At 64.4% G+C, this 18,694-nt stretch carries 27 protein-coding genes and 1 pseudogene; 15 read left to right on the top strand and 13 right to left on the bottom strand.

Going from position 1 to position 18,694, the window contains the following annotated elements; genetic code table 11:
* Positions 1 to 20: 20 nt before the first annotated feature.
* Positions 21 to 977, bottom strand: coding sequence for a GNAT family N-acetyltransferase (locus BN1186_RS09110; protein ID WP_074436986.1), 957 nt, complete (start codon positions 975 to 977; stop codon positions 21 to 23).
* 202 nt (positions 978 to 1,179) lie between these two features.
* Here BN1186_RS09110 and BN1186_RS09105 point away from each other — a divergent pair, with 202 nt between their 5' ends.
* A complete protein-coding gene (locus tag BN1186_RS09105; RefSeq protein WP_040283710.1) occupies positions 1,180 to 1,665 on the top strand; it encodes a DUF4395 domain-containing protein in 486 nt (161 codons plus the stop codon).
* Between the two features lie 81 nt (positions 1,666 to 1,746).
* On the opposite strand, the gene BN1186_RS09100 is transcribed toward BN1186_RS09105, so the two are convergent.
* Together BN1186_RS09100 and BN1186_RS09090 are read right to left on the bottom strand one after the other, a co-directional pair.
* The gene (locus tag BN1186_RS09100; RefSeq protein WP_040283709.1) at positions 1,747 to 2,211 is read right to left on the bottom strand and encodes an NUDIX hydrolase; all 465 of its coding nucleotides are present in this window, start codon (positions 2,209 to 2,211) and stop codon (positions 1,747 to 1,749) included.
* A gap of 176 nt (positions 2,212 to 2,387) precedes the next feature.
* On the bottom strand, positions 2,388 to 2,816 hold the full coding sequence (locus tag BN1186_RS09090) for a pyrimidine dimer DNA glycosylase/endonuclease V (RefSeq protein WP_040283708.1): 429 nt from the start codon (positions 2,814 to 2,816) through the stop codon (positions 2,388 to 2,390).
* A 138-nt stretch (positions 2,817 to 2,954) separates the two neighbouring features.
* On the opposite strand from BN1186_RS09090, the gene BN1186_RS09085 reads away from it, so the two are divergent.
* The 4 genes from BN1186_RS09085 to BN1186_RS09065 all read left to right on the top strand — a co-directional run bounded on the left by BN1186_RS09085 (position 2,955) and on the right by BN1186_RS09065 (position 6,725).
* Complete coding sequence (locus tag BN1186_RS09085) at positions 2,955 to 3,449, top strand: DUF456 domain-containing protein (protein ID WP_040283707.1); 495 nt, start codon at positions 2,955 to 2,957, stop codon at positions 3,447 to 3,449.
* Between the two features lie 60 nt (positions 3,450 to 3,509).
* Positions 3,510 to 4,334 carry a MerR family transcriptional regulator gene (locus BN1186_RS09080; protein WP_074436985.1) on the top strand — a complete coding sequence of 275 codons (825 nt, stop codon included), beginning with the start codon at positions 3,510 to 3,512 and terminating at the stop codon, positions 4,332 to 4,334.
* A 522-nt stretch (positions 4,335 to 4,856) separates the two neighbouring features.
* The gene (gene ltrA, locus BN1186_RS09075; RefSeq protein ID WP_040283344.1) at positions 4,857 to 6,323 is read left to right on the top strand and encodes a group II intron reverse transcriptase/maturase; all 1,467 of its coding nucleotides are present in this window, start codon (positions 4,857 to 4,859) and stop codon (positions 6,321 to 6,323) included.
* 213 nt (positions 6,324 to 6,536) lie between these two features.
* Positions 6,537 to 6,725 carry a dihydrofolate reductase family protein gene (locus BN1186_RS09065; RefSeq protein WP_052459986.1) on the top strand — a complete coding sequence of 63 codons (189 nt, stop codon included), beginning with the start codon at positions 6,537 to 6,539 and terminating at the stop codon, positions 6,723 to 6,725.
* A gap of 16 nt (positions 6,726 to 6,741) precedes the next feature.
* On the opposite strand, the gene BN1186_RS15500 is transcribed toward BN1186_RS09065, so the two are convergent.
* A complete protein-coding gene (locus BN1186_RS15500; RefSeq protein WP_180349050.1) occupies positions 6,742 to 7,140 on the bottom strand; it encodes a hypothetical protein in 399 nt (132 codons plus the stop codon).
* On the opposite strand from BN1186_RS15500, the gene BN1186_RS15495 reads away from it, so the two are divergent.
* Positions 7,133 to 7,321: a hypothetical protein gene (locus BN1186_RS15495; protein ID WP_180349035.1), complete on the top strand. Its 189-nt coding sequence runs from the start codon at positions 7,133 to 7,135 to the stop codon at positions 7,319 to 7,321. The two genes, BN1186_RS15500 and BN1186_RS15495, sit on opposite strands and share 8 nt — an antisense overlap.
* A 51-nt stretch (positions 7,322 to 7,372) precedes the next feature.
* On the opposite strand, the gene BN1186_RS09055 is transcribed toward BN1186_RS15495, so the two are convergent.
* Together BN1186_RS09055 and BN1186_RS15490 are read right to left on the bottom strand one after the other, a co-directional pair.
* Positions 7,373 to 7,594, bottom strand: coding sequence for a hypothetical protein (locus BN1186_RS09055; protein WP_040283706.1), 222 nt, complete (start codon positions 7,592 to 7,594; stop codon positions 7,373 to 7,375).
* Complete coding sequence (locus BN1186_RS15490) at positions 7,591 to 7,746, bottom strand: hypothetical protein (RefSeq protein ID WP_180349049.1); 156 nt, start codon at positions 7,744 to 7,746, stop codon at positions 7,591 to 7,593. The genes BN1186_RS09055 and BN1186_RS15490 overlap by 4 nt, the downstream gene beginning before the upstream one ends.
* A gap of 296 nt (positions 7,747 to 8,042) precedes the next feature.
* Between BN1186_RS15490 and BN1186_RS09050 the strand changes: the two genes are divergently transcribed.
* Positions 8,043 to 8,429 carry a hypothetical protein gene (locus BN1186_RS09050; protein WP_040283705.1) on the top strand — a complete coding sequence of 129 codons (387 nt, stop codon included), beginning with the start codon at positions 8,043 to 8,045 and terminating at the stop codon, positions 8,427 to 8,429.
* Positions 8,430 to 8,459: 30 nt separating this feature from the next.
* Here BN1186_RS09050 and BN1186_RS09045 read toward each other — a convergent pair whose 3' ends face one another.
* Positions 8,460 to 9,233, bottom strand: a complete 774-nt coding sequence (locus BN1186_RS09045; protein WP_074436982.1) for a GNAT family N-acetyltransferase — start codon at positions 9,231 to 9,233, stop codon at positions 8,460 to 8,462.
* 99 nt (positions 9,234 to 9,332) lie between these two features.
* On the opposite strand from BN1186_RS09045, the gene BN1186_RS09040 reads away from it, so the two are divergent.
* Together BN1186_RS09040 and BN1186_RS09035 are read left to right on the top strand one after the other, a co-directional pair.
* A complete protein-coding gene (locus tag BN1186_RS09040) occupies positions 9,333 to 9,812 on the top strand; it encodes a nucleoside deaminase (RefSeq protein ID WP_040283704.1) in 480 nt (159 codons plus the stop codon).
* A gap of 273 nt (positions 9,813 to 10,085) precedes the next feature.
* Positions 10,086 to 11,290 (top strand): IS3 family transposase gene (locus tag BN1186_RS09035; RefSeq protein WP_139650988.1). Its coding sequence is split into 2 segments (ribosomal slippage): positions 10,086 to 10,370 and positions 10,373 to 11,290, totalling 1,203 coding nucleotides; the frame shifts between segments, so codons are not numbered across the junction.
* On the opposite strand, the gene BN1186_RS09030 is transcribed toward BN1186_RS09035, so the two are convergent.
* The 3 genes from BN1186_RS09030 to BN1186_RS09015 all read right to left on the bottom strand — a co-directional run bounded on the left by BN1186_RS09030 (position 11,291) and on the right by BN1186_RS09015 (position 12,563).
* Positions 11,291 to 11,566 (bottom strand): restriction endonuclease, encoded by a 276-nt coding sequence (locus tag BN1186_RS09030; RefSeq protein ID WP_040283702.1) that lies wholly within the window; start codon positions 11,564 to 11,566, stop codon positions 11,291 to 11,293.
* 183 nt (positions 11,567 to 11,749) lie between these two features.
* Positions 11,750 to 12,202: an ASCH domain-containing protein gene (locus BN1186_RS09025; RefSeq protein WP_040283701.1), complete on the bottom strand. Its 453-nt coding sequence runs from the start codon at positions 12,200 to 12,202 to the stop codon at positions 11,750 to 11,752.
* A 178-nt stretch (positions 12,203 to 12,380) separates the two neighbouring features.
* Complete coding sequence (locus BN1186_RS09015) at positions 12,381 to 12,563, bottom strand: hypothetical protein (protein ID WP_040283699.1); 183 nt, start codon at positions 12,561 to 12,563, stop codon at positions 12,381 to 12,383.
* Between the two features lie 62 nt (positions 12,564 to 12,625).
* Between BN1186_RS09015 and BN1186_RS09010 the strand changes: the two genes are divergently transcribed.
* Entirely contained in the window at positions 12,626 to 13,066 is a 441-nt protein-coding gene (locus BN1186_RS09010; protein ID WP_040283698.1) for a helix-turn-helix domain-containing protein, read from the top strand.
* Here BN1186_RS09010 and BN1186_RS09005 read toward each other — a convergent pair.
* The gene (locus BN1186_RS09005) at positions 13,046 to 14,206 is read right to left on the bottom strand and encodes a DUF3039 domain-containing protein (protein WP_180349048.1); all 1,161 of its coding nucleotides are present in this window, start codon (positions 14,204 to 14,206) and stop codon (positions 13,046 to 13,048) included. The two genes, BN1186_RS09010 and BN1186_RS09005, sit on opposite strands and share 21 nt — an antisense overlap.
* Positions 14,207 to 14,742: 536 nt before the next feature.
* Between BN1186_RS09005 and BN1186_RS09000 the strand changes: the two genes are divergently transcribed.
* The 4 genes from BN1186_RS09000 to BN1186_RS15480 all read left to right on the top strand — a co-directional run bounded on the left by BN1186_RS09000 (position 14,743) and on the right by BN1186_RS15480 (position 16,620).
* Positions 14,743 to 15,039, top strand: a complete 297-nt coding sequence (locus BN1186_RS09000; RefSeq protein WP_040283696.1) for a hypothetical protein — start codon at positions 14,743 to 14,745, stop codon at positions 15,037 to 15,039.
* 2 nt (positions 15,040 to 15,041) lie between these two features.
* Positions 15,042 to 15,428, top strand: coding sequence for a hypothetical protein (locus BN1186_RS08995; RefSeq protein ID WP_040283695.1), 387 nt, complete (start codon positions 15,042 to 15,044; stop codon positions 15,426 to 15,428).
* Positions 15,429 to 15,654: 226 nt separating this feature from the next.
* Positions 15,655 to 16,254, top strand: coding sequence for a hypothetical protein (locus tag BN1186_RS15485; RefSeq protein ID WP_040283694.1), 600 nt, complete (start codon positions 15,655 to 15,657; stop codon positions 16,252 to 16,254).
* 105 nt (positions 16,255 to 16,359) lie between these two features.
* Positions 16,360 to 16,620, top strand: a complete 261-nt coding sequence (locus tag BN1186_RS15480; RefSeq protein ID WP_040283693.1) for a hypothetical protein — start codon at positions 16,360 to 16,362, stop codon at positions 16,618 to 16,620.
* Here BN1186_RS15480 and BN1186_RS08990 read toward each other — a convergent pair.
* Positions 16,539 to 16,844, bottom strand: a pseudogene (locus BN1186_RS08990) (transposase); the annotation flags it as partial. The gene BN1186_RS15480 and the pseudogene BN1186_RS08990 overlap by 82 nt on opposite strands.
* On the opposite strand from BN1186_RS08990, the gene BN1186_RS16505 reads away from it, so the two are divergent.
* Positions 16,783 to 17,289 carry a TniQ family protein gene (locus BN1186_RS16505; RefSeq protein WP_074436981.1) on the top strand — a complete coding sequence of 169 codons (507 nt, stop codon included), beginning with the start codon at positions 16,783 to 16,785 and terminating at the stop codon, positions 17,287 to 17,289. The pseudogene BN1186_RS08990 and the gene BN1186_RS16505 overlap by 62 nt on opposite strands.
* A gap of 10 nt (positions 17,290 to 17,299) precedes the next feature.
* Here the strand turns inward: BN1186_RS16505 and BN1186_RS08980 are convergent.
* A protein-coding gene (locus BN1186_RS08980) for an IS3 family transposase (RefSeq protein ID WP_139650984.1) occupies positions 17,300 to 18,504 on the bottom strand; the annotation gives its coding sequence in 2 pieces (ribosomal slippage) (positions 17,300 to 18,217 and positions 18,220 to 18,504; 1,203 coding nt in all).
* Positions 18,505 to 18,694 lie beyond the last annotated feature (190 nt).

Raw genomic sequence — 18,694 nt, 5'->3', positions numbered from 1 at the left:
CAGGAACGCGGCGGCGGTGATCATGTCGTCTCCTCCCGCGTGATGACGAACTGTCGGTAGAAGCTGGGCTCGCCCAAGTAGGCGACCTCGTCGCCCCGGCCCGTCTCCCGCATCCCCACCTTCTGCAGCACGGCGATGGACGTGGCGTTGGCGTCGGCCCCCTCCGCCCAGATCTCGGTCAGCCCCAACTGCTCGAAGCCGTATGCCAGACCGGCGCGCGCGACGGCGGTGCCCAGACCCTTGCCAAAGTTCGCTGTGGTGCCGATCAGGAAGCCCAGCTCCCGACGGTGCGGCTCGAGGCCGTGGAGATCCGCGAAGCCGATGGGGTCGCCGTCGACCTCTGCGATCAGCCGCAGCAGATCCGGCGGCGGGCTCCTGACGAGCTTGGTCCAGAACTCCAGATTCTCAGTGTGTGGGCCGTGGGTCCAGCCGGCGATCTCGCAGAAATCGGGGTCGCTGTTCCAGGCGGCGAAGACCTCTTCGTCGTCTGGCTGCATGGGTCGCAGCCGGACGGTGGGGCCGTCGAACCCGAAGGAGGTGTCGAGGGTCAGGGTGCCTGTGGCGAGGGCCTCCAGGATCTGCCGCTCGTAATCCGGCATCTTGGGCGGAAGTGCATCGAGCGGCCACCAGCGGGCGTCGACGGCCTTGGCCTCCTCGAGGATCGCGGGCGTGCCCTCCCATTCGGTGGCCGTCCAAAACCAATCGGCGCGTTGCTCACGTGGGTTGTCCGTGCGGTCAGTGCGTTGCATCACGCTGATGAGGGTGAGGTCTTCTGGGCGGATGGTGATGCCAAGCTCTTCCGCGGCCTCGCGGACGGCAGCTTGTCTCGCGGTCTCGCCCGGCTCCACGTGCCCGGCAGCGCCGGCCACCCAGCGGCCGTCCATGTACCCCGTGTTCTGGCGCAGTTGCAGCAGCACCTCGTCGCCCCGGCGCAGGAACACGTAGGACGAGGGGACGACGGCGAAGGTTCGGGCCACGGGGTCACGCTACCTGAGCGTTGGCTTGCCCTCGGCTCACGGTTTCCCCTTCGTCAATCTCGAAAGGGCCCGGTAGATGTCCACTCGACGGGGTGTCCCCCTTCCAAATCGAGGGGGTGGTGCCGTCGAGAGGACATTTCCGGGTTTACGCCGTCAGCAGATTGGGTAGCCCGACAGGGAAGGGCCCGCTTACGCTCGCACCGTGACTCAGCTCTTCAGCTTCCCCAATCCCGTCAACGAAAAGGCCGCCCGTGTGGTGGCCGCCGGCGTGCTCCTGATGGGGCTCACCGTCCTGTTCACCGGCTGGCAGTGGTTGATCCCGGTCATGGCACTGGGCTTCCTGGCCCGGGTGCTGGCCGGCCCGAGGTTCTCGGCGCTGGGGCAGTTGGCCACGAGGGTCATCGCGCCCAGGCTGGGCGATCCCATCCTGGTGCCTGGCCCTCCGAAGCGCTTTGCCCAGGGGATCGGGCTGGCTGTCACCACCGTCGCCTCGGTGCTTGGGTTGGGCTTCGGTCTGACCGGTGCGGCTGCGGTCCTGATCAGCGTGCTGGTCTTGTTCGCTTTCCTCGAGGCTGCTTTCGCCTTCTGCGCCGGGTGCTGGATCTTCGCGCAGATGATGCGGGCGGGCTTCGTCCCCGACGACGTGTGCGTGGCGTGCAACAACATCTGGGCCCGTGAGCGGAGTTGATTGGGCGGCGCATCGTCGAACAGTTTGACCTCGCGCGGTTCCTTCAGGGTGTGAATATCGACAGATAGCGGCATATGGGGGCTATCTGTCGAAATTCACACCCTGAAGGTTTTCCACATCCCTCAACGTGACCAATGCGGGGACGACGTGCTCGGTCAGCATGGGCGACAACGTGGGGTCGGCGTCATAGTCGATCTCGGCCGAGATGGGCAGCCAGCGCAGTTCCTCGATCTCGCCGGAGGCGCGGGGGTCGCCTGGCAGCGGGGCGATGAACACGTCCGAGGAGATGACGAGCCCTGGTTCGTTGGCCGCCCCAGCGGTCCAGTGGCCGAGCAGTTCGACGGCGGCAGGCTCGAGCGTGAGCCCAACCTCCTCCTCGACTTCGCGAAGAATGGCCTGCAGGTGTGTCTCGCCCGGCTCAACCTTGCCGCCGGGCAACATGAATCGGTGGGTGCCTCGCTTGCGCACCATGAGCAGGTCGCCGTCGATGTTGCGGAGGGTTACCGAAACGACGAAGAAATCGGGAGAGCGTGCATCCGGGGCCACGGCTCAATCCAACCACCTCGCCCATACGATGAGCCCATGAAGACCATCGGAGTCCTTGGCGGCATGAGTTGGGAGTCATCGCTCGAGTGGTACCGAATGGCCAGTGCATGGGGTGATCACCGAGGAGGCGGCAGGCGTACCGCGGCAGCCGCCCTTGCAGCCGCGGGGCTGCGCAGCTAGGAAGCTGCCCGTTCCCACGCCGCCACGGGGCCTACCGCCACGTCGAACATCGGATGTGGCTCAGGCGAACCCAACCGTGATTCCCATTCGGGAGCACGCTGCCGCACCTTGGCGCGCAGATGCGCCAACTCGAACTCTAATTGCCCCGAGGCAACTGCCAGCCTCAACTGCCCGTTGGGTTCGCCGTCGAGACGAGTGGGATCGAACCGGTAGCCGCGGCGGGTGGCCTCAGCGTGGAGTTCCCAGAGGTAGGTGACGATGGCTCCGGAGGGATCCTCCGTGGCCTTGAAGCGCTCGAGTTGTGGGTGGGAGCGGTAGCCGCGGGTGCGACCTGCCAGCACCGCTTGGGCCAGCAGCCCCTCCCGCCAGCCGGCAACCAGGGCGGCGCGGTCGAGGAGGCGGGGGTGGAGGCTCCAAAGTCGCATTGGACAAGTGTATGGAGCCCGTTCCGCCCTTCACCTATGTAGGTGCCCCGGCCTTCGGATCTAGCCAAGGCCGGGACACATACATAGCTGGAGGATTCGCTCCGGCGTGGACTGCCCATCCGGGCGTACTCTCGTCGTGTGCCTGATCTGGTTGTCGCCATCATCGCCGTGCTCCTGACCGTCGTCGGGGTCACGGGGATCGTCGTGCCCGTGCTGCCCGGCAGCCTCGCCGTGATCACCGGACTGCTGGTGTGGGCGATCTTCGGTGGCTCCGGTGCCGCCGGCTGGCTGGTGTTCGGCATCGGCACCGCGCTGGTGCTCGTCGGGATGTCGGCGCAGTACCTGATCACCGGGCGCGGCCTGAAGAAGCGCAACATCCCCAGCCGCTCCGTGATCATCGGCCTCATCGCCGGGGTCATCGGCCTGTTCGTCCTGCCGTTCTTCGGCCTGCCCATCGGGTTCGCCGCGAGCCTTCTGCTCTCCGAGTGGTTGCGCGTGCGCGACTGGAAGAAGGCCCTCACCTCCAGCGTCGGAGCGCTCAAGTCCGTGGGTCTGGGCATGCTCGTTGAGCTCGGCTGTGCCCTCGCCGCGGCCACCACCTTGCTCATCGGGGTGCTCGTCCACCTGTTCTGACGGCTGTTCCCCCGCGATCCCGCTTGCGCTTGACGCAACGTCAACCGAAAGAGTGAGGCCATGACCGAATACACCATCGGAGAAGCGGCCCAGATCCTGGGAGTCACCACCCGCACCCTGCGGCACTGGGATCAGATTGGGCTGTTCGAGCCCAGCTTCCGCACCTGGTCTGAGCATCGGATCTACACCGACGATGACCTCGACGCGGCGCTGCGCATCCTCATCTACCGTGAGGCTGGGCTCCCATCGAAGGAGATCCTCAGCCTGATGAAGGAGGGTGGGCCGGCGGAGGAGGTGCTCCGTCGACAGCGTGAAGTTCTGGTGGAACGAATCCGTCAACTGCACGGGATGGTCCGGGCAGTCGACACATTGCTCGAAGGAGGGCACGTCATGACCATGGACGAGAAGGTGAAGATCTTCGGCCAGAACCTGCCGAACTACCAGGCGGAGGCAGAGGCACGCTGGGGGGATACCCCCGAATGGGAACAGGCGCAGGCCGCTCAGGCGTCGATGAGCCTTCAGGATTGGGAGCAGGTCAAGCGTGACCACGACGCGTTCGTGGCCCAACTGACCGAGGCGCGCGAACGTGGTGTCGAACCCGGTTTCCCCGAAGCGACCCCGCTGGTGGAGGCCCACCGTCGTTCCATTGGGTACTTCTACGAGGCGACTTTGGAGAAGCAGGTGCTGCTGGGCCGGCTCTACGCCACGGAGGCGAAATTCGCGGAGATGTACGGCGGTGAAGCCCAGTACCTCCACGCCATCATCGACGGCGAAGCGCTGCGTCAGGGCCTGAATCTCGACGAGGTCGTCGTGCGCCACGAGGCGCTGTTGTATCGGATGGAGGTGGGAGACCTGCATTGGTTGGCCGTCGTAGCGGCCAAGTGAAGCTGACGGCAGCCTGTCCTGGGGGAACGCCTGGGGTGGGTGGGAGCAGCCGTGACAAAGTCAGGACGGTCCAGTACTACCGGATGGGCCGTGTCTGGTGAGCAAGACGGGAAGGTGTACGAGAGGAACCGGTGTCGTAAAGCCTCTTAATCGTCGCCCAGCTCTAACCCGGTGGATCGGGGCTGGTTTGCGGTGCGTAACCGCTTGTCGGGGCCGTCGCTGATGGTCGTGGCGGGGGGGGAACTGTCGGAACGGTGGTATGTGTCGGGTCCGGCAGGTCGTGGTGAAGGTCTACGGCGTAGCCACGACGATGCCGCAGGGGTAAAGCCGGACGCCTCGCCCGTCAACCGAACAACAGTGAACGTGGGAACCATCCGCATTCCGCTCCCCGCTTCTTGGGGATAGGTGCGTTGCCTGCCGAAGGGTGTGGGTGGGGCGGAGCCGCCGTAGTACTCCGAGGCCGGGAAAGCCGGTCACATGGGGAAGGGCGGCAGTGAGAGAAAGCAGAAGAAGGTGAATGTAATGTCCGAAGACGCGCCGGTGAATGTCGGCGCCTCCGGATGGCCCAGCGATGCTCGGGCCTATCTGGGGGTACGGAGGATGCAGACCAAGCTGCATGGTTGGGCGGCCACCGATGGTGGTCGCCGGTTCGATGACCTGTGGAACCTTGTGTGTGATCCGGCGTTCTTGACGATGGCGTGGGAACGCGTCGCCGGGAACAAGGGGTCCAAGACTCCCGGGGTGGACCGTGTCACCGTGGCACGGATCAGTTCCGGGGTCGGGGTGGAGGAGTTCCTGCGAAACATTCGAGCCCAGTTGAGGGCTGGAGAGTTCAGGCCGGTGCCGGTGCGGCAGGTGATGATCCCCAAGGCCAGCGGCAAGCTGCGCAAGTTGGGCATCCCGACCGTGACCGACCGGGTGGTGCAGGCAGCTTTGAAGCTGGTCCTGGAACCCATCTTCGAGGCCGACTTCAAGTCGTGCTCCTATGGGTTCAGACCTAACCGGCGCGCGCAGGACGCGGTCGCCGAGATCCACCACTTCGCGAGCAAATCGTATGAGTGGGTGCTGGAGGCCGACATTGAGGCGTGTTTCGACATGATCGACCACACCGCCTTGATGGACCGGCTCCGGTGCAGGATCGGTGACAAGCGGGTGCTCGCGCTGGTCAAGGCGTTCCTGAAAGCGGGAGTGCTCACCACGGTGGGCACGACCGAGGGGACGATCACCGGCACCCCACAGGGCGGGATCTTGTCCCCGCTGCTGGCCAACATTGCCCTATCAGTCCTCGATGACGAGTTCACTCGCCGCTGGGACCATGAGATGGGCACGGCCGGAAAGCGGGCCTGGCGCCGTGACCACGGCAAAGCGTCCTACCGGCTGATCCGTTACGCCGATGACTTCGTCATCGTGGTGAAGGGTCAGCAGGAACACGCCGAGCAGTTGCGTCACGAGGTGGCAGACGTGCTGGCCCCGATGGGGTTGCGTCTGTCGCCGGAGAAGACCCGCGTGGTCCACATCGACCACGGGTTCGACTTCCTCGGTTTCCACATCCGACGGATGCGGAGACGAGGCAGCAACAAGTGGTACGTCTACACCCTGCCCGCGAAGAAGGCGATCGCCTCGATCAGACAGCGGGTGAAGACCATGACCTACAGGAACACCCTGCACCAGGACCCGGGATACCTCATGGACTATCTCGGGCGGGTGCTGCGGGGATGGGCGAACTACTTCCGGTATGCGGTGGCCAAAGCAACCTTCGCCGCGATCGACTCCTACACGTGGGAGCGGATCACGGCATGGCTACGCAAGAAGCACCGCCGACTCGGATGGCCGGAACTCCGCCGCAGGTACTGCCTGCCCGGAACCTGGCGCCTCGCTCACAACGGGAAGAGGTTCACCGGCGCCGCCAGCGTCCCGGTGACCAGGTACCGCTACCGCGGCTACCACATTCCTACCCCCTGGGACCGGCCAGCTGTCACCACCAGCTGAACCAGCCCTCTCTCATGGAGAGCCGGATGCGGTGAAAGTCGCACGTCCGGTTCGGCGGGCGGCCTGGGGAAACGGACCGGGAGCAATCCCGACACCGCGCCCCAGGCCGACCCAACTGTCGCTGACGGCGCCCACGGTGGCCCCTCCCCAGTGCTCGGGGTAGGGGCCGCTCGGCGCTTCACAGGCAGAGTTCAAGGCGCTAGTTTTGCGACCATGGCGCAGGTCATTGTCACCACATTCCTCTCCCTCGACGGCGTGATGGAGAACCCTCAATGGACGTTCACCGAGGTGGAGTTCGACCCAGCGGCTTACGAGCTCAAGGGTCGTGAGCAGGAGGAAGCCGCGGCGCTGCTCCTAGGCCGCCAGAGCTACACCGAGTTCGCGCCGTGTGGCCCACCATGACGGAGGAATCCGCCCGCTACAACACGCTGCCCAAGTACGTGGTCACCACCACGCTGCAGGACGCCGACCTCAACCCCGAGTGGCGTAGGCCGTGGACTTCTATGAGTCGACCCATGGCCCGCGTCGTGCCGAGGCGCCGCTCGGCCTCGATGGTTTCGGCGAACGCCTGAGCCCCGGCGTCCCCAATGCCCGGTGCGCTGACCGCGCCGATGATGCTGGCCACTCGGTCGAAGACCGTGCGGCACCACGCGGCGTAGCGCTCGATGAACACCGCGGCGCTGGGGGTGTTCAGCATCGCCTGGAATTCGGGGCGCTCGTTCATGGGGACGGGTTCGTCGTCGCCAGCAAGTGTGACGTCGTAGCAGGCCTTGAGCACCTCCGCCTTGCCGCCGATGGAGTTGTACTCGATGGCCACCATCCACATCTACCGCACTGACGGTGACCGTCTTGCCGAGCATTGGGGAGTTCGCGACGAGATGGGTGCGGGCCGACACGAGCGCCAGCGCGATCACGCCCACGCGGGCGAGAACCCGCCGTCGGCCAGAGGTGGCTACATCGGTCATGCACTCCATCTCATCATGCGCGACGAGGGGTAGGTCCCGGGCTGAGGAATCAGCATCGTCCAGCCCAAGCGTCGGAGTTGTCTGTCAGCTTGGCCTGACGGCCGACGACGTGCGGCCGCTGGCAAGGAACGATGCTGCCAAGCCGACGGGAATCATCCACAGCGCGAAGAACCCCACGGCGAACAGCAACGCAACACCCAGGCTGAGCAGCAGCGAACCGGCGAGGTCAGACCACGTCGTGAAGAACATGACCACCATCGCCAACCAGACGGTGACGAATTGGATGACCAGCGACGGCGCCGTCACGGCCGCAGCGCGTAGTAGACGGCCCACACCAAGGCGACCGCGGCGAGGGGCCACACCCCAGGGCTGAAGAGGAGCGCGACGGCGGCGATGATCGCCATCGCGAACATGCCCACCGGGACGCCGTACGTCGTCCCCTCGCGCTGCTTGATCATGCATCGAGCCTATCCCTGCAGACGTCTTCTGGGCGCGTCTCCACCCGAAGGACGAGCCTCGCTGCCCCAAAGTTGATGGCCCGCCCGTTGCGAGGCACCTAGTGTGAAGGATGTCCACGGAAGAGCCTCTCGCCAAACGGCTGGCTTGGGGTTTTCTCGCGTGGGTGACCTTCCTGCCGCGGATCCTCGTCGCCAGCTATGCGGCCATGTGGGCGGGGTCCGGTTCAGGGATGCCGTGAGTCACCCTGAGCAGATTCTCGACGGCATCACCGTCCGTGCCATGTGAACTGGGCTACATGGGGATCGCCGTGGTGGGTCTACTGCTGGTGACCGGGTCCAGCCGTTGGCGGGCGGGGTGGGTCAACCTCGGTCAGTTGGCGGCAGCCGCATGGTTGTTGTTTGTCACTGGGTTCGCCACAGTCCTGAACGTCGCGTTCTCAGAGATGTACATCGATGAACGCCCGTGCGTTCGCCCCAATTGCTGGCCGAACGGGTGGCAGGAAGTGCTGCAGGCAGCGCCGATGCTGCTGGCCCTTCTGACAATGGGGGCCGCCGCCTGCCTGGCTCATCGATTGGGTTGGGTCGCGAGAGCAGCGATCCCAATGGCCGTGTTCCTCATCGCCCGCGTTGTTCAGGTGCTCCTGTGGCGGCCGGTGATCTTCCCGTGGCTGAACGGCTCGTAGGAGTGGCTGGCTTAGCCCATGGCCAGTTGCCTATTCGTCGTACCAGCCGTCGAGTTCGGTTGCGATCCTGACAAGGCGCTCCCGCAGCGCTGTGGTCTCATCGGCGCTGAGGGGCCGAGTGTCGACAATGTGGACGGCCCACTCAATGTCCTCATCATCCTCTGCGGTCTTGGCCGCCTCTCGCACGACGCGGACGCTGTCGAAGCCCTCTTCGCGGAGATCCTCGGCCAGCGCCTCGGCATCGTCGAGTTCGGGGACGATGACCAGATGCTCGCGGACGGTCCCAACAGGGGCCGTGGGGACCCAGTAGCGTCGCTTCCCCTCCACGACGTTCTCCAGGGCCCCGCCCGCAGACTCGATGATCCGGTAGGAGGCGACGTTGTCGTCGTCGCAGGTCACCAGCGCGTTGTCGACGCCGAGCTCAGCCAGCCGATCGAGCCCAGCACGCATGAGCAACCCGCCGATCCCGCGACGGCGCGCGCTGGGCCGAACGGCGTAGCCGATGTGGCCGCCAACTTGACGGAGGAAGTCGTTGAGCTCGTGCCGGACGGAGACTCGGCCAAGCCACTCGCCGTCGGCCACGGCCCAGAGCATGGTCGCCGGGACCCAGCCGTCGTCTGGGTTGATTTCCTGCTGGAGGTCGTGCGCGCACATCGCCGCGAATCCCTCGGGGGAGGAGACCTCCTCCCGCGTGTGGTGGAAGGCGCCCATCCAGTCGCCTGCATCGGGGCCTTCGGCGTCGAACTCGGCCCAGGCTGCGAGGAAGGACTCGTGGTAGGTGGGTGTCGGGCGGGTGATCTCCATGGCGGCAATCTAGCGCCGTGCGCTCAGTGACTGCGCGCAGGTGAAGTCAGGGTGTCGCGGCGAACCTGTCGAGCCATCTCCTCGGCTACCCTGCTAGGCATGTCGATCGATGATGACGACCTCCGCCACCTGACCCGGGCCGTCGAGCTCGCCGAGCGCGCCCTTGAGGCGGGCGACGAGCCCTTCGGCTCCATCTTGGTGTCAGCGGACGGCGAGGTGCTGTTCGAGGATCACAACCATGTGGCATCCGGCGACCGCACGCAACACCCCGAGTTCGCGATCGCGCGCTGGGCAGCGGCCCACCTCGATGCCCACCAGCGTCGAGCGGCGACCGTCTACACCTCGGGCGAGCACTGCCCCATGTGCGCGGCAGCGCACGGCTGGGTCGGCCTTGGCCGCATCGTCTACGCGTCATCGTCGGCCCAGCTCGGTGTTTGGCTGGCCGAGATCGGCTTCGAGCCTGGCCCGGTCGCGCCCCTGCCCATCCAACAGGTGGTCCCGGACGCCGATGTTGAGGGCCCGGTTCCCCACCTGGCCGAGCGGGTGCGCGCGCTGCACGCCCGTCGCGCCCGCGCCTGACCCTCGCGCCCTTCGACATCACCCAACAGGCTGAGCATCGCCGGCCGCTCGTAGTAGGCGTTCAGTGGTCAAGGCCGACGACCTGATGGCCGTCTACGGACTCGAAGGCGCCACCCGCCCTCTAGTCGTGAGTCCCCGCCTGTAACGCGATGTTGCAGTAGAAGTGTTACAGCTGCCCCAGCGACCAAGTAGCTCTCGGATCGGGGTCTGCTGCACGAGTAGGTGACATCTGAGGTGGCTAGCCCGGGAGGGTTAGCCTGGAAGGATGTCATCATGCCCAAGCCGTTTCCCAAGGAGTTCCGCGACGATGTTGTTCGCGTGGCGCTGAGCCGTGATCCGGAGGTCACGTTGGCGCAGATCGCGAAGGACTTCGGCGTGCACGTCGGCACGCTGGATAAGTGGATGCGTCAAGCCAGGATCGATGCCGGTGGACAGACCGGTTCGACCACGACGGAAAGCCGGGAGCTGCGCGAGCTGCGCAAACGCAACAAGCTGCTGGAGCAGGAGAATGAGGTGCTGCGCCGCGCTGCGGCGTACCTGTCGCAGGCGAACCTGCCGGGAAAATGATGTACCCGCTCGTCCGCGAGCTGGCCGCGACCGACGCCCCGCTGCGGGTGCCGGTCGCGGTGACGTGCCGGGTACTGGGACTGGCGTGCCAGCCCTACTATCGGTGGCTGGCGCAGCCGGTCACCGATGCCGAGATCACCGAGGCCTACCGCGCGAATGCGCTGTTCGATGCCCACCGCGACGACCCGGAGTTCGGCTACCGATACTTGCTCGATGCGGCTGCCGACGCCGGTGAAGTGATGGCCGAGCGGACCGCGTGGCGGATCTGCTCGAACATGCGCTGGTGGTCGGCGTTCGGTAAGAAACGCGCCAAGAACGGCAAGAAGCCCGGTCCACCGGTGCACGACGACCTGTGCGCCGTCACCGATGAGCACGGTGTTACTCGGCACGAGTTCTCCGCTATAGCGGCGAACGAGCTCTGGCTGGCCGATATCACCGAGCACCGCACCGGCGAGGGCAAGCTGTATCTGTGCGCCATCAAGGACGCCTACTCGAATCGGATCGTGGGCTACTCGATCGATTCGCGGATGAAGTCCCGGCTCGCGGTCGCCGCCCTCAACAACGCCGTCGCCAGGCGCGGTGAGGTCGCCGGCTGCGTCCTGCACACTGACCGCGGCAGTCAATTTCGCAGCCGGAAATTCGTGCGGGCCCTGCATCGTCACGACATGGTCGGCTCGATGGGGCGAGTCGGTGCAGCTGGTGACAACGCGGCCATGGAGAGCTTCTTCGCGTTGCTGCAAAACAACGTCCTGGACCGCCGCACGTGGGCCACCCGAGAGGAGCTACGGATCGCGATCGTGACCTGGATCGAGCGGACCTACCACCGACGACGTCGCCAGAGCACGCTCGGCCGCTTGACCCCCATCGATTACGAGACCATCATGAGCAAGCCAGCCGACCAGGCTGCGTAACTAGGAACTGTCACCTATCCGTGCAGCAGTCCCGGTGACGCCGTCCCACTTCTTGCCGGAGGCGGTGAAGAAGGAGTCGATGTCTTCCTTGCGGAGGTAGTGGTTCGGGGCGAAGAACTTGCACTGGATCGCAGACCAGCCGCCCGTCTCCTTGTCTTGGGCAACGAGGTCGATCCCTACGTCCGGGGACTCTCCGCGATGCGCCCAATCCACCCAGCGAGAAACGTTGGTGTAGCGAGAGGAGAGAGTGGGGTCGAGTTGAAAGTAGTCCACCATCAACTCTTCGAACTTGGTGCCACGCTCCGACTGCGAACCCGCTGCATCGAAGGCAGCAATTACCTAATCAACCGTCGCCATCATTGCCTTCCACTTGGAGTTCAACCAGCAGCGTACCGACCATGCTTGTGGCGACAATGGAAGTTCTCGCGTCTTGGCGTGCTCAAAAGAGCGTACCCACTCTTACCCCGAACCACTTGCTAACAGATTCCCAAGCTTGATCCGGTCGCTTTCTGACGTAAGTAGAGCAGCAAAGGCTCGCCAATCAAGGAACCGCCAACTCTGGACCGGCAGGACTGAGGATGCCCTGAGGCGTTCCAGCGAAACGGGCTGTTCGAAGAACATCGATTGCCGGAGGTGGAGCGCCCAAGCCACTTCGGCTTCCTCGAAGTACCTATCGAATTCATCTTCGCTGATTTGAGCTTCGGTCAGGTACCGCAACTTCAGGTCCTGTGGCTCTCCGCTCTCCACGCAGCTGATCGTGCAAGCACCTATGACGGCTTGGACAGGGGTCGACGCGTAGATGACTGTCAACTGATCGCCCTTGATGCTCGGTCGCGTGCGGCGCAGTTCCACGCTCTTGGACCCAGTCAGAATCCCTTTCGCGTACGCTGGCCTGACCGACAGCATCATCACGTCCCTAGTCTTGTGAAGCACTGAGTCCCTCTCGTAAGATCGCTGCGGCCAAGTCGATCGGCCTGCAGCTCCTCGGTGGCCCGCTGGATGCGCTCCAGACGCTCCCGTGCCGCCAGCCCGTAGAACTGCTTCGCGGCGCTGTAGCCGGCCTTGAAGCCGTGCTGGTAGCTGTCCCCGGTCATACCGTGGCCAACAGTTCGAGGGTGGCGGCATTGAGGGTGTTGTACCGGCCCTGCACCATGAACTCAGCGTTGCGGGCGACACGGTCCGCGCCCCAGATGGGTGCCTCATGCTGGGTGTAGGTGTTGACGCTGGAGACAACGCTCCATGCGGGTCGGGAGTTGCGGTTCCCAACGAACACAGTTACAGTTATGACAGGTGTTACAGTTACTACACCAAGGACAGGGAAAGTTGAGAACGGCCATGCCGACCACGCTGCACGCCAATGGAGTCAAGAATTCCGAGCTCGAACTAACCGTCGAGTTTGCCCGCACGCTGCCATCTGGCTCGCCCATCGCGGTCATGCTTCAGTACGTCGTCGAGGCAATGGACCGCGGAAGGGACATCACCTTCCTGGAGCAGGGAAGCGAGCTCAGCCCGGCCGAAGCTGCGGAACTGCTCAAGGTCAGTCGCCCACATCTGCTCAAACTCATGGACCGTGGTCTTCTAGAATTCCGTCGCGTCGGCACACACCGCCGTATCGCTATGGCTGACTTGCTTGACTACATCGACCGCCACGAACGCGCCAACGCCCATGTCCATGAACTCCTTGGAACGCGCGAGCACGGTTTGAAGGCCGTGCAGGATCGTGCCGCCGCGCTAACTGAAACCGATCTTGAGGAACTAGAGGTTCTCAACGGCTAGCGCCTGACGGATCAGATGAACCGTCCGTTCTGCGGCCGGCTCGAGAGCCTCACATTTCGGACAGACAGGCAGCGCGGCATGCTCGTCTCGGGTGGGAACGAACCAGAAGCCGCAGATCCCGCGGGCTGCACGGCCCTCGATCATCAGATCGGCGAGGGTGTACTTGTCCACGTAGTGCAGGTGGGTGTTGGGTGCGCATAGCGCTTCCGCGCCGTTGGGGGCTGCCGCCAGACGGACGGCTGCTATGAACAGCGTTAGTTCCGCTTGGCTTACCGTCACCCAGGTTTCTAGCGTGGAGTCTCGCCCGTAGACGGCATCAATACGGGAAGTGTCAGGCTGGATTGCAGGCAGGACGAACCGTAGGAAATCGTCGGCTTGCTGGCTTCCCACCCGGATCATCACTGTCAGCAGAGACGTATCGTCCTCGGGGTGTCCCCCGGGAAGGTCATGGTCAAGCTCCACATCTACCCTCAGTTCCTCACCATCTGCGCAGGCAAGCTGAACGGTTGAGCGTTGCTCGGCGCTCTCCAGAGCTTCTGCCACAACCTCTACGAACGTCGCCACGGCGGCCACCCTCCATGCTCGGTGGGCTTCGGCGGCGTCATCCCTTAGCCGCAGCTTGTACTCCACCGGCTTGGGAAGCCAGTGCTGCATGGATGCTCTCTTCAACGCGTCAGCAGCATGATCGTTAAACTGGTCATGCCTGTCAGCCCAGATCAGCCAAGGGTCCCCGGCATCATCGAGCACGACCGCCCCCCGCCAACCAGCACCGGTGCGGGATCGCACTTCATAGACGGGACGGTCGGCGAGCGCGGAAGAACTTCGATGCTTCGTCGGGTCGCCCTGGGCGAAACGCAGTGCTGCGTCCTCGATCAATGGGTGTCTGATTCTGCTGATGTCGATGTCCTGCCACCGACCCTGCGCGATGCAGCGTGCTTGATCCGCATCGGGAAACGAATCAAATGGCAGCAACCTCAGAAACCTGATCGTCGGACGTGGTCGCCGACGCCCCCGAAGCCCCCCTGATGTCATAACCCCATCCTGCCATGCGACCTTGATGCCGGGCAGGAACTTCCGGTCGTACCGCTCGTTTGCCACCGTTACTTTTTCACCGTTCTCCTGCGGATTCTCTGCTGCCAAATCAACTGGTGTGGCACAAAGCGACCCACTGCCAACGATCCGATGCGTACGGGGCAAGGCAGCACCGACACCGTTTCGGTTTGGTCTTGCAAGTTCCATTCCGGGCCGATATTGTCCGGGTGGGAGCTCGGCACCGACGCCAGGCACCACAACATCCTGAGGGGGAATCCGAATGTCGAACGATGACGGTGTGTGCGGCAAGTGCGGCGCAAGGAACGGCGCGAACAACAAGAAGTGTGTCGGCTGCGGCGACGCTCGCTGACCTTCCTTCGCTACAGCGGGCCCCGCATCGATGTGAGGTCCCGACTGTCAAATAGTGCGCCTCGGAGCCCGGCTCCAGGGAGGTGCGACCACACTCCAGGGGGGACAGATATGCCAACACGTGCAGATCTCAAGAGGGAAATCAGCGACTACCGCGTCTCCATCAGGGAGGGGGAGTATGCGGCACAGCGGTGCCGGCCCCAAGCGGACCGTGACGTCGTCGACAGCGAACGTCGGATCCCTGGTCTGGAATCCCACACGAGTGGGCAGAGCTGATGAGCGACTCGCGCGCCTACCTCGAGCAGCACTTCGCTACCCTGCAAGGAACCGGACAGGCAATCGAGGCCGGGCACCTCTCGATCATTGAGGGAGGCCCCCGGTTCCGTAACTCGCTCCATCAACTGTCCACGTTCCTGGAACTCACGGACGACTTCTGGATGGAGACCGGCGATTGGGTGTTCACGAACATGTCTGGCGCGCATGGTGCTGAGTTCGAGGCTTGGAGGGAACTAGCCGTGTACATCGTCGATCGGATGCCTGACCATATAAGGAACCAAACCGTCCAGGAGTAACAGTGGACTACGAAGCCGACTTCAAACAGGCCGTCGCCGACACCATCGCCGCGATGCAGCAACGAGGCAAAAGGACCCGTACGTGGACACTCGACGACGGCCGATCCATCACCGGCTGGGAGATCGACTCAGACAACTACAGCAACTCCGTGACACCTTCCGGTGGTAGCACTTTCTGGAAGGAGGCGTGGGGGAACAGCTGGACGATTCTGGCGCCGGATGGGACGTTCTGGTCCCACAGCGTCAGTTACGTCGAGAGCAGCGCCATCTACCCGAACACCGAGAAGACGGAGAGCCTCCAACCAATCTCGATCAACTTCTTCGTCGGGTCCAAGGGGAAACCGTTCGCCAACTGGAAGGCGAACCTCGAGCGGCTCCCATACCAGTGAGCGTATCGGAGCGAGCGCGGGGAGGGGGTGAAGAACATGGGTGACAACCTGTCTGACTGCTGCGGCGCAGCTTTCGAGATGGACAACCACCAACAGAGACGCTGCAGCGAATGCGGCAACAAAGCCTAACCCAATCAACCACCGCGGTGGCCGGGGCCATCACGCAGCCCCGGCCACCATCTGCACCGGCACCGCGACGGGGAGCCCAAACCCGAGGGAGAGATAGATGGCCGCTGACTGGCAGAAGATCCGGCAAGAGTATGACCGGAGCGTCCTCGAGTGGGACCGAATCCAGACCTACGCCCGCAAGGTCGCCGCTGAGAAGCGCCGTGCCGGCTGTCCGAAGGGGACGGACGCGTGGGTGCTGGACACCCGCTACTGGCACCGGGAAAGCCCCAGCCAAAAAGGCAACATCGTCACCGAATCGGAAATCCTGCACACGCTGCTGCTCTACGACGGCTCACTGGTTCAGCAAGTGGTCAAGACGACCGAGACCAGCAAGCCGTTCTGGATCAGCCCAGAGGAAGCGACCAGACACCCCTTCACCGCCCGCGATGCACTCGTGTTCGACTTTGACAACCCGGAACGAGGCCACAGTGGAGTCGTCACCAACCGAGAGCCGGGCCGGAAACTGCTCGTGCACGCCAAAGGTGTCGGCTTGTCAAAACTCCTGAAGCAGTTGCTGCAGAACCCGAGGCCACAGTCCGCGACCCCTCCGAAACCGCCGCGGCGTCCTGGCACGTCACCATGTTGCGGCGCCGACATCGTCCGCAGCTTCTGGGGCAGCAGGCGCTGCAGCGAATGCGGCAAGAAGCTGCCAGCCTGAACCCCAGGTGGCCGGGGCACATCCTGCCTCGCGGGACACCACCTGTGTGGCGCCAGCATCGCAACCAGCCAACGTAGGAGCCAACACCAACGACCAGGAGGATGAATGGCTGACTGGCAGAAGATCCGCGAGGGATACGACCACAGCAGTATCGACTGGCAACGGCTCAACGCGTACGCGAAGAAGGTTGCCGCGGCCCGGGCACGAACCGACCCGGCGCCCTCATGGATAGTGGAAGCCCGGCACTGGTCCCTCGAGGAACGCACGGGAGCCTCGTTCATCACCGAGAGGAAGACGTCTGCGATCACGGTGATCAAAGCGGCTTCGGCGCGTTTGCGGCGCTCCAAGAGCCACTCCGGGAAGTAGGTCCCGGAACGCAGCTTGGGGACGGCGACGTCGACGGCGCCGACGCGGGTGTCCAAGGGTCGGTGTCGGTAGCCGTTGCGCTGAACCAGCCGGCCCGCCGATGCTTGGCCCCAGTCGGCGCCGCAGACCTGGTCGGCATCAGCAGACAGGAGCTGGTTGATCATGTTCTGCAGCAGCTGGCGCATCATGTCCGGCGACGCTTCGGCCAGCAGGTTGCCCAGCACGTGGCCACATCCCGTTGCTGGGGAATCGTGGTCATCATTTCTGCAACGCCTCGCCCAACTCAACGCCGTGAATCTCGACAGGCTGTGCAGCGACATCGGGGTCCCCAACGACGACATCCTCACGCCGGACCAGATGGACAAAGCGGTCAGCCTCACCCGCCTTGGGCCGGGCGATGTCCTCGCCTTGACCCTGAACAGGTGGGCCGGAGGAGCCCTCCCCGGCCATCTGCGACAGACCACGACGGGTCAGGGACGGCCCTGGACCTGGGTGGGGCGGCGTACCCGGTGCTCACAGTGCTCGGTCAACGGTGCGCACCTGCTGATCTGGCGTCTTCCATGGATCACTGCGTGCACCAACCACCGCTGCTACCTAACCGCAGGCGAAGTAGAGCCTCAGCCAGCAGCGCCTGAACACCTACGACGGGACTGCTGCACGGATAGGTGACAGTTCCTAGTTACGCAGCCTGGTCGGCTGGCTTGCTCATGATGGTCTCGTAATCGATGGGGGTCAAGCGGCCGAGCGTGCTCTGGCGACGTCGTCGGTGGTAGGTCCGCTCGATCCAGGTCACGATCGCGATCCGTAGCTCCTCTCGGGTGGCCCACGTGCGGCGGTCCAGGACGTTGTTTTGCAGCAACGCGAAGAAGCTCTCCATGGCCGCGTTGTCACCAGCTGCACCGACTCGCCCCATCGAGCCGACCATGTCGTGACGATGCAGGGCCCGCACGAATTTCCGGCTGCGAAATTGACTGCCGCGGTCAGTGTGCAGGACGCAGCCGGCGACCTCACCGCGCCTGGCGACGGCGTTGTTGAGGGCGGCGACCGCGAGCCGGGACTTCATCCGCGAATCGATCGAGTAGCCCACGATCCGATTCGAGTAGGCGTCCTTGATGGCGCACAGATACAGCTTGCCCTCGCCGGTGCGGTGCTCGGTGATATCGGCCAGCCAGAGCTCGTTCGCCGCTATAGCGGAGAACTCGTGCCGAGTAACACCGTGCTCATCGGTGACGGCGCACAGGTCGTCGTGCACCGGTGGACCGGGCTTCTTGCCGTTCTTGGCGCGTTTCTTACCGAACGCCGACCACCAGCGCATGTTCGAGCAGATCCGCCACGCGGTCCGCTCGGCCATCACTTCACCGGCGTCGGCAGCCGCATCGAGCAAGTATCGGTAGCCGAACTCCGGGTCGTCGCGGTGGGCATCGAACAGCGCATTCGCGCGGTAGGCCTCGGTGATCTCGGCATCGGTGACCGGCTGCGCCAGCCACCGATAGTAGGGCTGGCACGCCAGTCCCAGTACCCGGCACGTCACCGCGACCGGCACCCGCAGCGGGGCGTCGGTCGCGGCCAGCTCGCGGACGAGCGGGTACATCATTTTCCCGGCAGGTTCGCCTGCGACAGGTACGCCGCAGCGTGGCGCAGCACCTCATTCTCCTGCTCCAGCAGCTTGTTGCGTTTGCGCAGCTCGCGCAGCTCCCGGCTTTCCGTCGTGGTCGAACCGGTCTGTCCACCGGCATCGATCCTGGCTTGACGCATCCACTTATCCAGCGTGCCGACGTGCACGCCGAAGTCCTTCGCGATCTGCGCCAACGTGACCTCCGGATCACGGCTCAGCGCCACGCGAACAACATCGTCGCGGAACTCCTTGGGAAACGGCTTGGGCATGATGACATCCTTCCAGGCTAACCCTCCCGGGCTAGCCACCTCAGATGTCACCTACTCGTGCAGCAGACCCGACACCCCGACGGCCCCACTACTTCCTGCGCCAGATCGGCCAAGCAGGTCCGGGGGACTTCGCCATCTGGAGAGACGCCGTCACGCTCACCGTCGGTCTGCGCCGAGTTCGCGCAACCGT

The organism is Tessaracoccus massiliensis (genome assembly GCF_000826065.2).
GTDB lineage: Bacteria > Actinomycetota > Actinomycetes > Propionibacteriales > Propionibacteriaceae > Arachnia > Arachnia massiliensis_A.
This window is presented reverse-complemented; position numbering and strand designations above follow the sequence as displayed.

Excerpts from the sequence above, each read along its gene's own strand:
- BN1186_RS09090 (WP_040283708.1), bottom strand. The coding sequence starts at position 2,816 with ATGCGACTTTGGAGCCTCCACCCCCGCCTCCTCGACCGCGCCGCCCTG.
- BN1186_RS09080 (WP_074436985.1), top strand. The coding sequence starts at position 3,510 with ATGACCGAATACACCATCGGAGAAGCGGCCCAGATCCTGGGAGTCACC.
- ltrA (WP_040283344.1), top strand. The coding sequence starts at position 4,857 with ATGTCCGAAGACGCGCCGGTGAATGTCGGCGCCTCCGGATGGCCCAGC.
- BN1186_RS09065 (WP_052459986.1), top strand. The coding sequence starts at position 6,537 with ATGGCGCAGGTCATTGTCACCACATTCCTCTCCCTCGACGGCGTGATG.
- BN1186_RS15495 (WP_180349035.1), top strand. The coding sequence starts at position 7,133 with ATGGCCACCATCCACATCTACCGCACTGACGGTGACCGTCTTGCCGAG.
- BN1186_RS15490 (WP_180349049.1), bottom strand. The coding sequence starts at position 7,746 with ATGATCAAGCAGCGCGAGGGGACGACGTACGGCGTCCCGGTGGGCATG.
- BN1186_RS09050 (WP_040283705.1), top strand. The coding sequence starts at position 8,043 with ATGGGGATCGCCGTGGTGGGTCTACTGCTGGTGACCGGGTCCAGCCGT.
- BN1186_RS09045 (WP_074436982.1), bottom strand. The coding sequence starts at position 9,233 with ATGGAGATCACCCGCCCGACACCCACCTACCACGAGTCCTTCCTCGCA.
- BN1186_RS09040 (WP_040283704.1), top strand. The coding sequence starts at position 9,333 with ATGTCGATCGATGATGACGACCTCCGCCACCTGACCCGGGCCGTCGAG.
- BN1186_RS09030 (WP_040283702.1), bottom strand. The coding sequence starts at position 11,566 with ATGGTGGACTACTTTCAACTCGACCCCACTCTCTCCTCTCGCTACACC.
- BN1186_RS09010 (WP_040283698.1), top strand. The coding sequence starts at position 12,626 with ATGCCGACCACGCTGCACGCCAATGGAGTCAAGAATTCCGAGCTCGAA.
- BN1186_RS09000 (WP_040283696.1), top strand. The coding sequence starts at position 14,743 with ATGAGCGACTCGCGCGCCTACCTCGAGCAGCACTTCGCTACCCTGCAA.
- BN1186_RS15485 (WP_040283694.1), top strand. The coding sequence starts at position 15,655 with ATGGCCGCTGACTGGCAGAAGATCCGGCAAGAGTATGACCGGAGCGTC.
- BN1186_RS15480 (WP_040283693.1), top strand. The coding sequence starts at position 16,360 with ATGGCTGACTGGCAGAAGATCCGCGAGGGATACGACCACAGCAGTATC.
- BN1186_RS16505 (WP_074436981.1), top strand. The coding sequence starts at position 16,783 with ATGTTCTGCAGCAGCTGGCGCATCATGTCCGGCGACGCTTCGGCCAGC.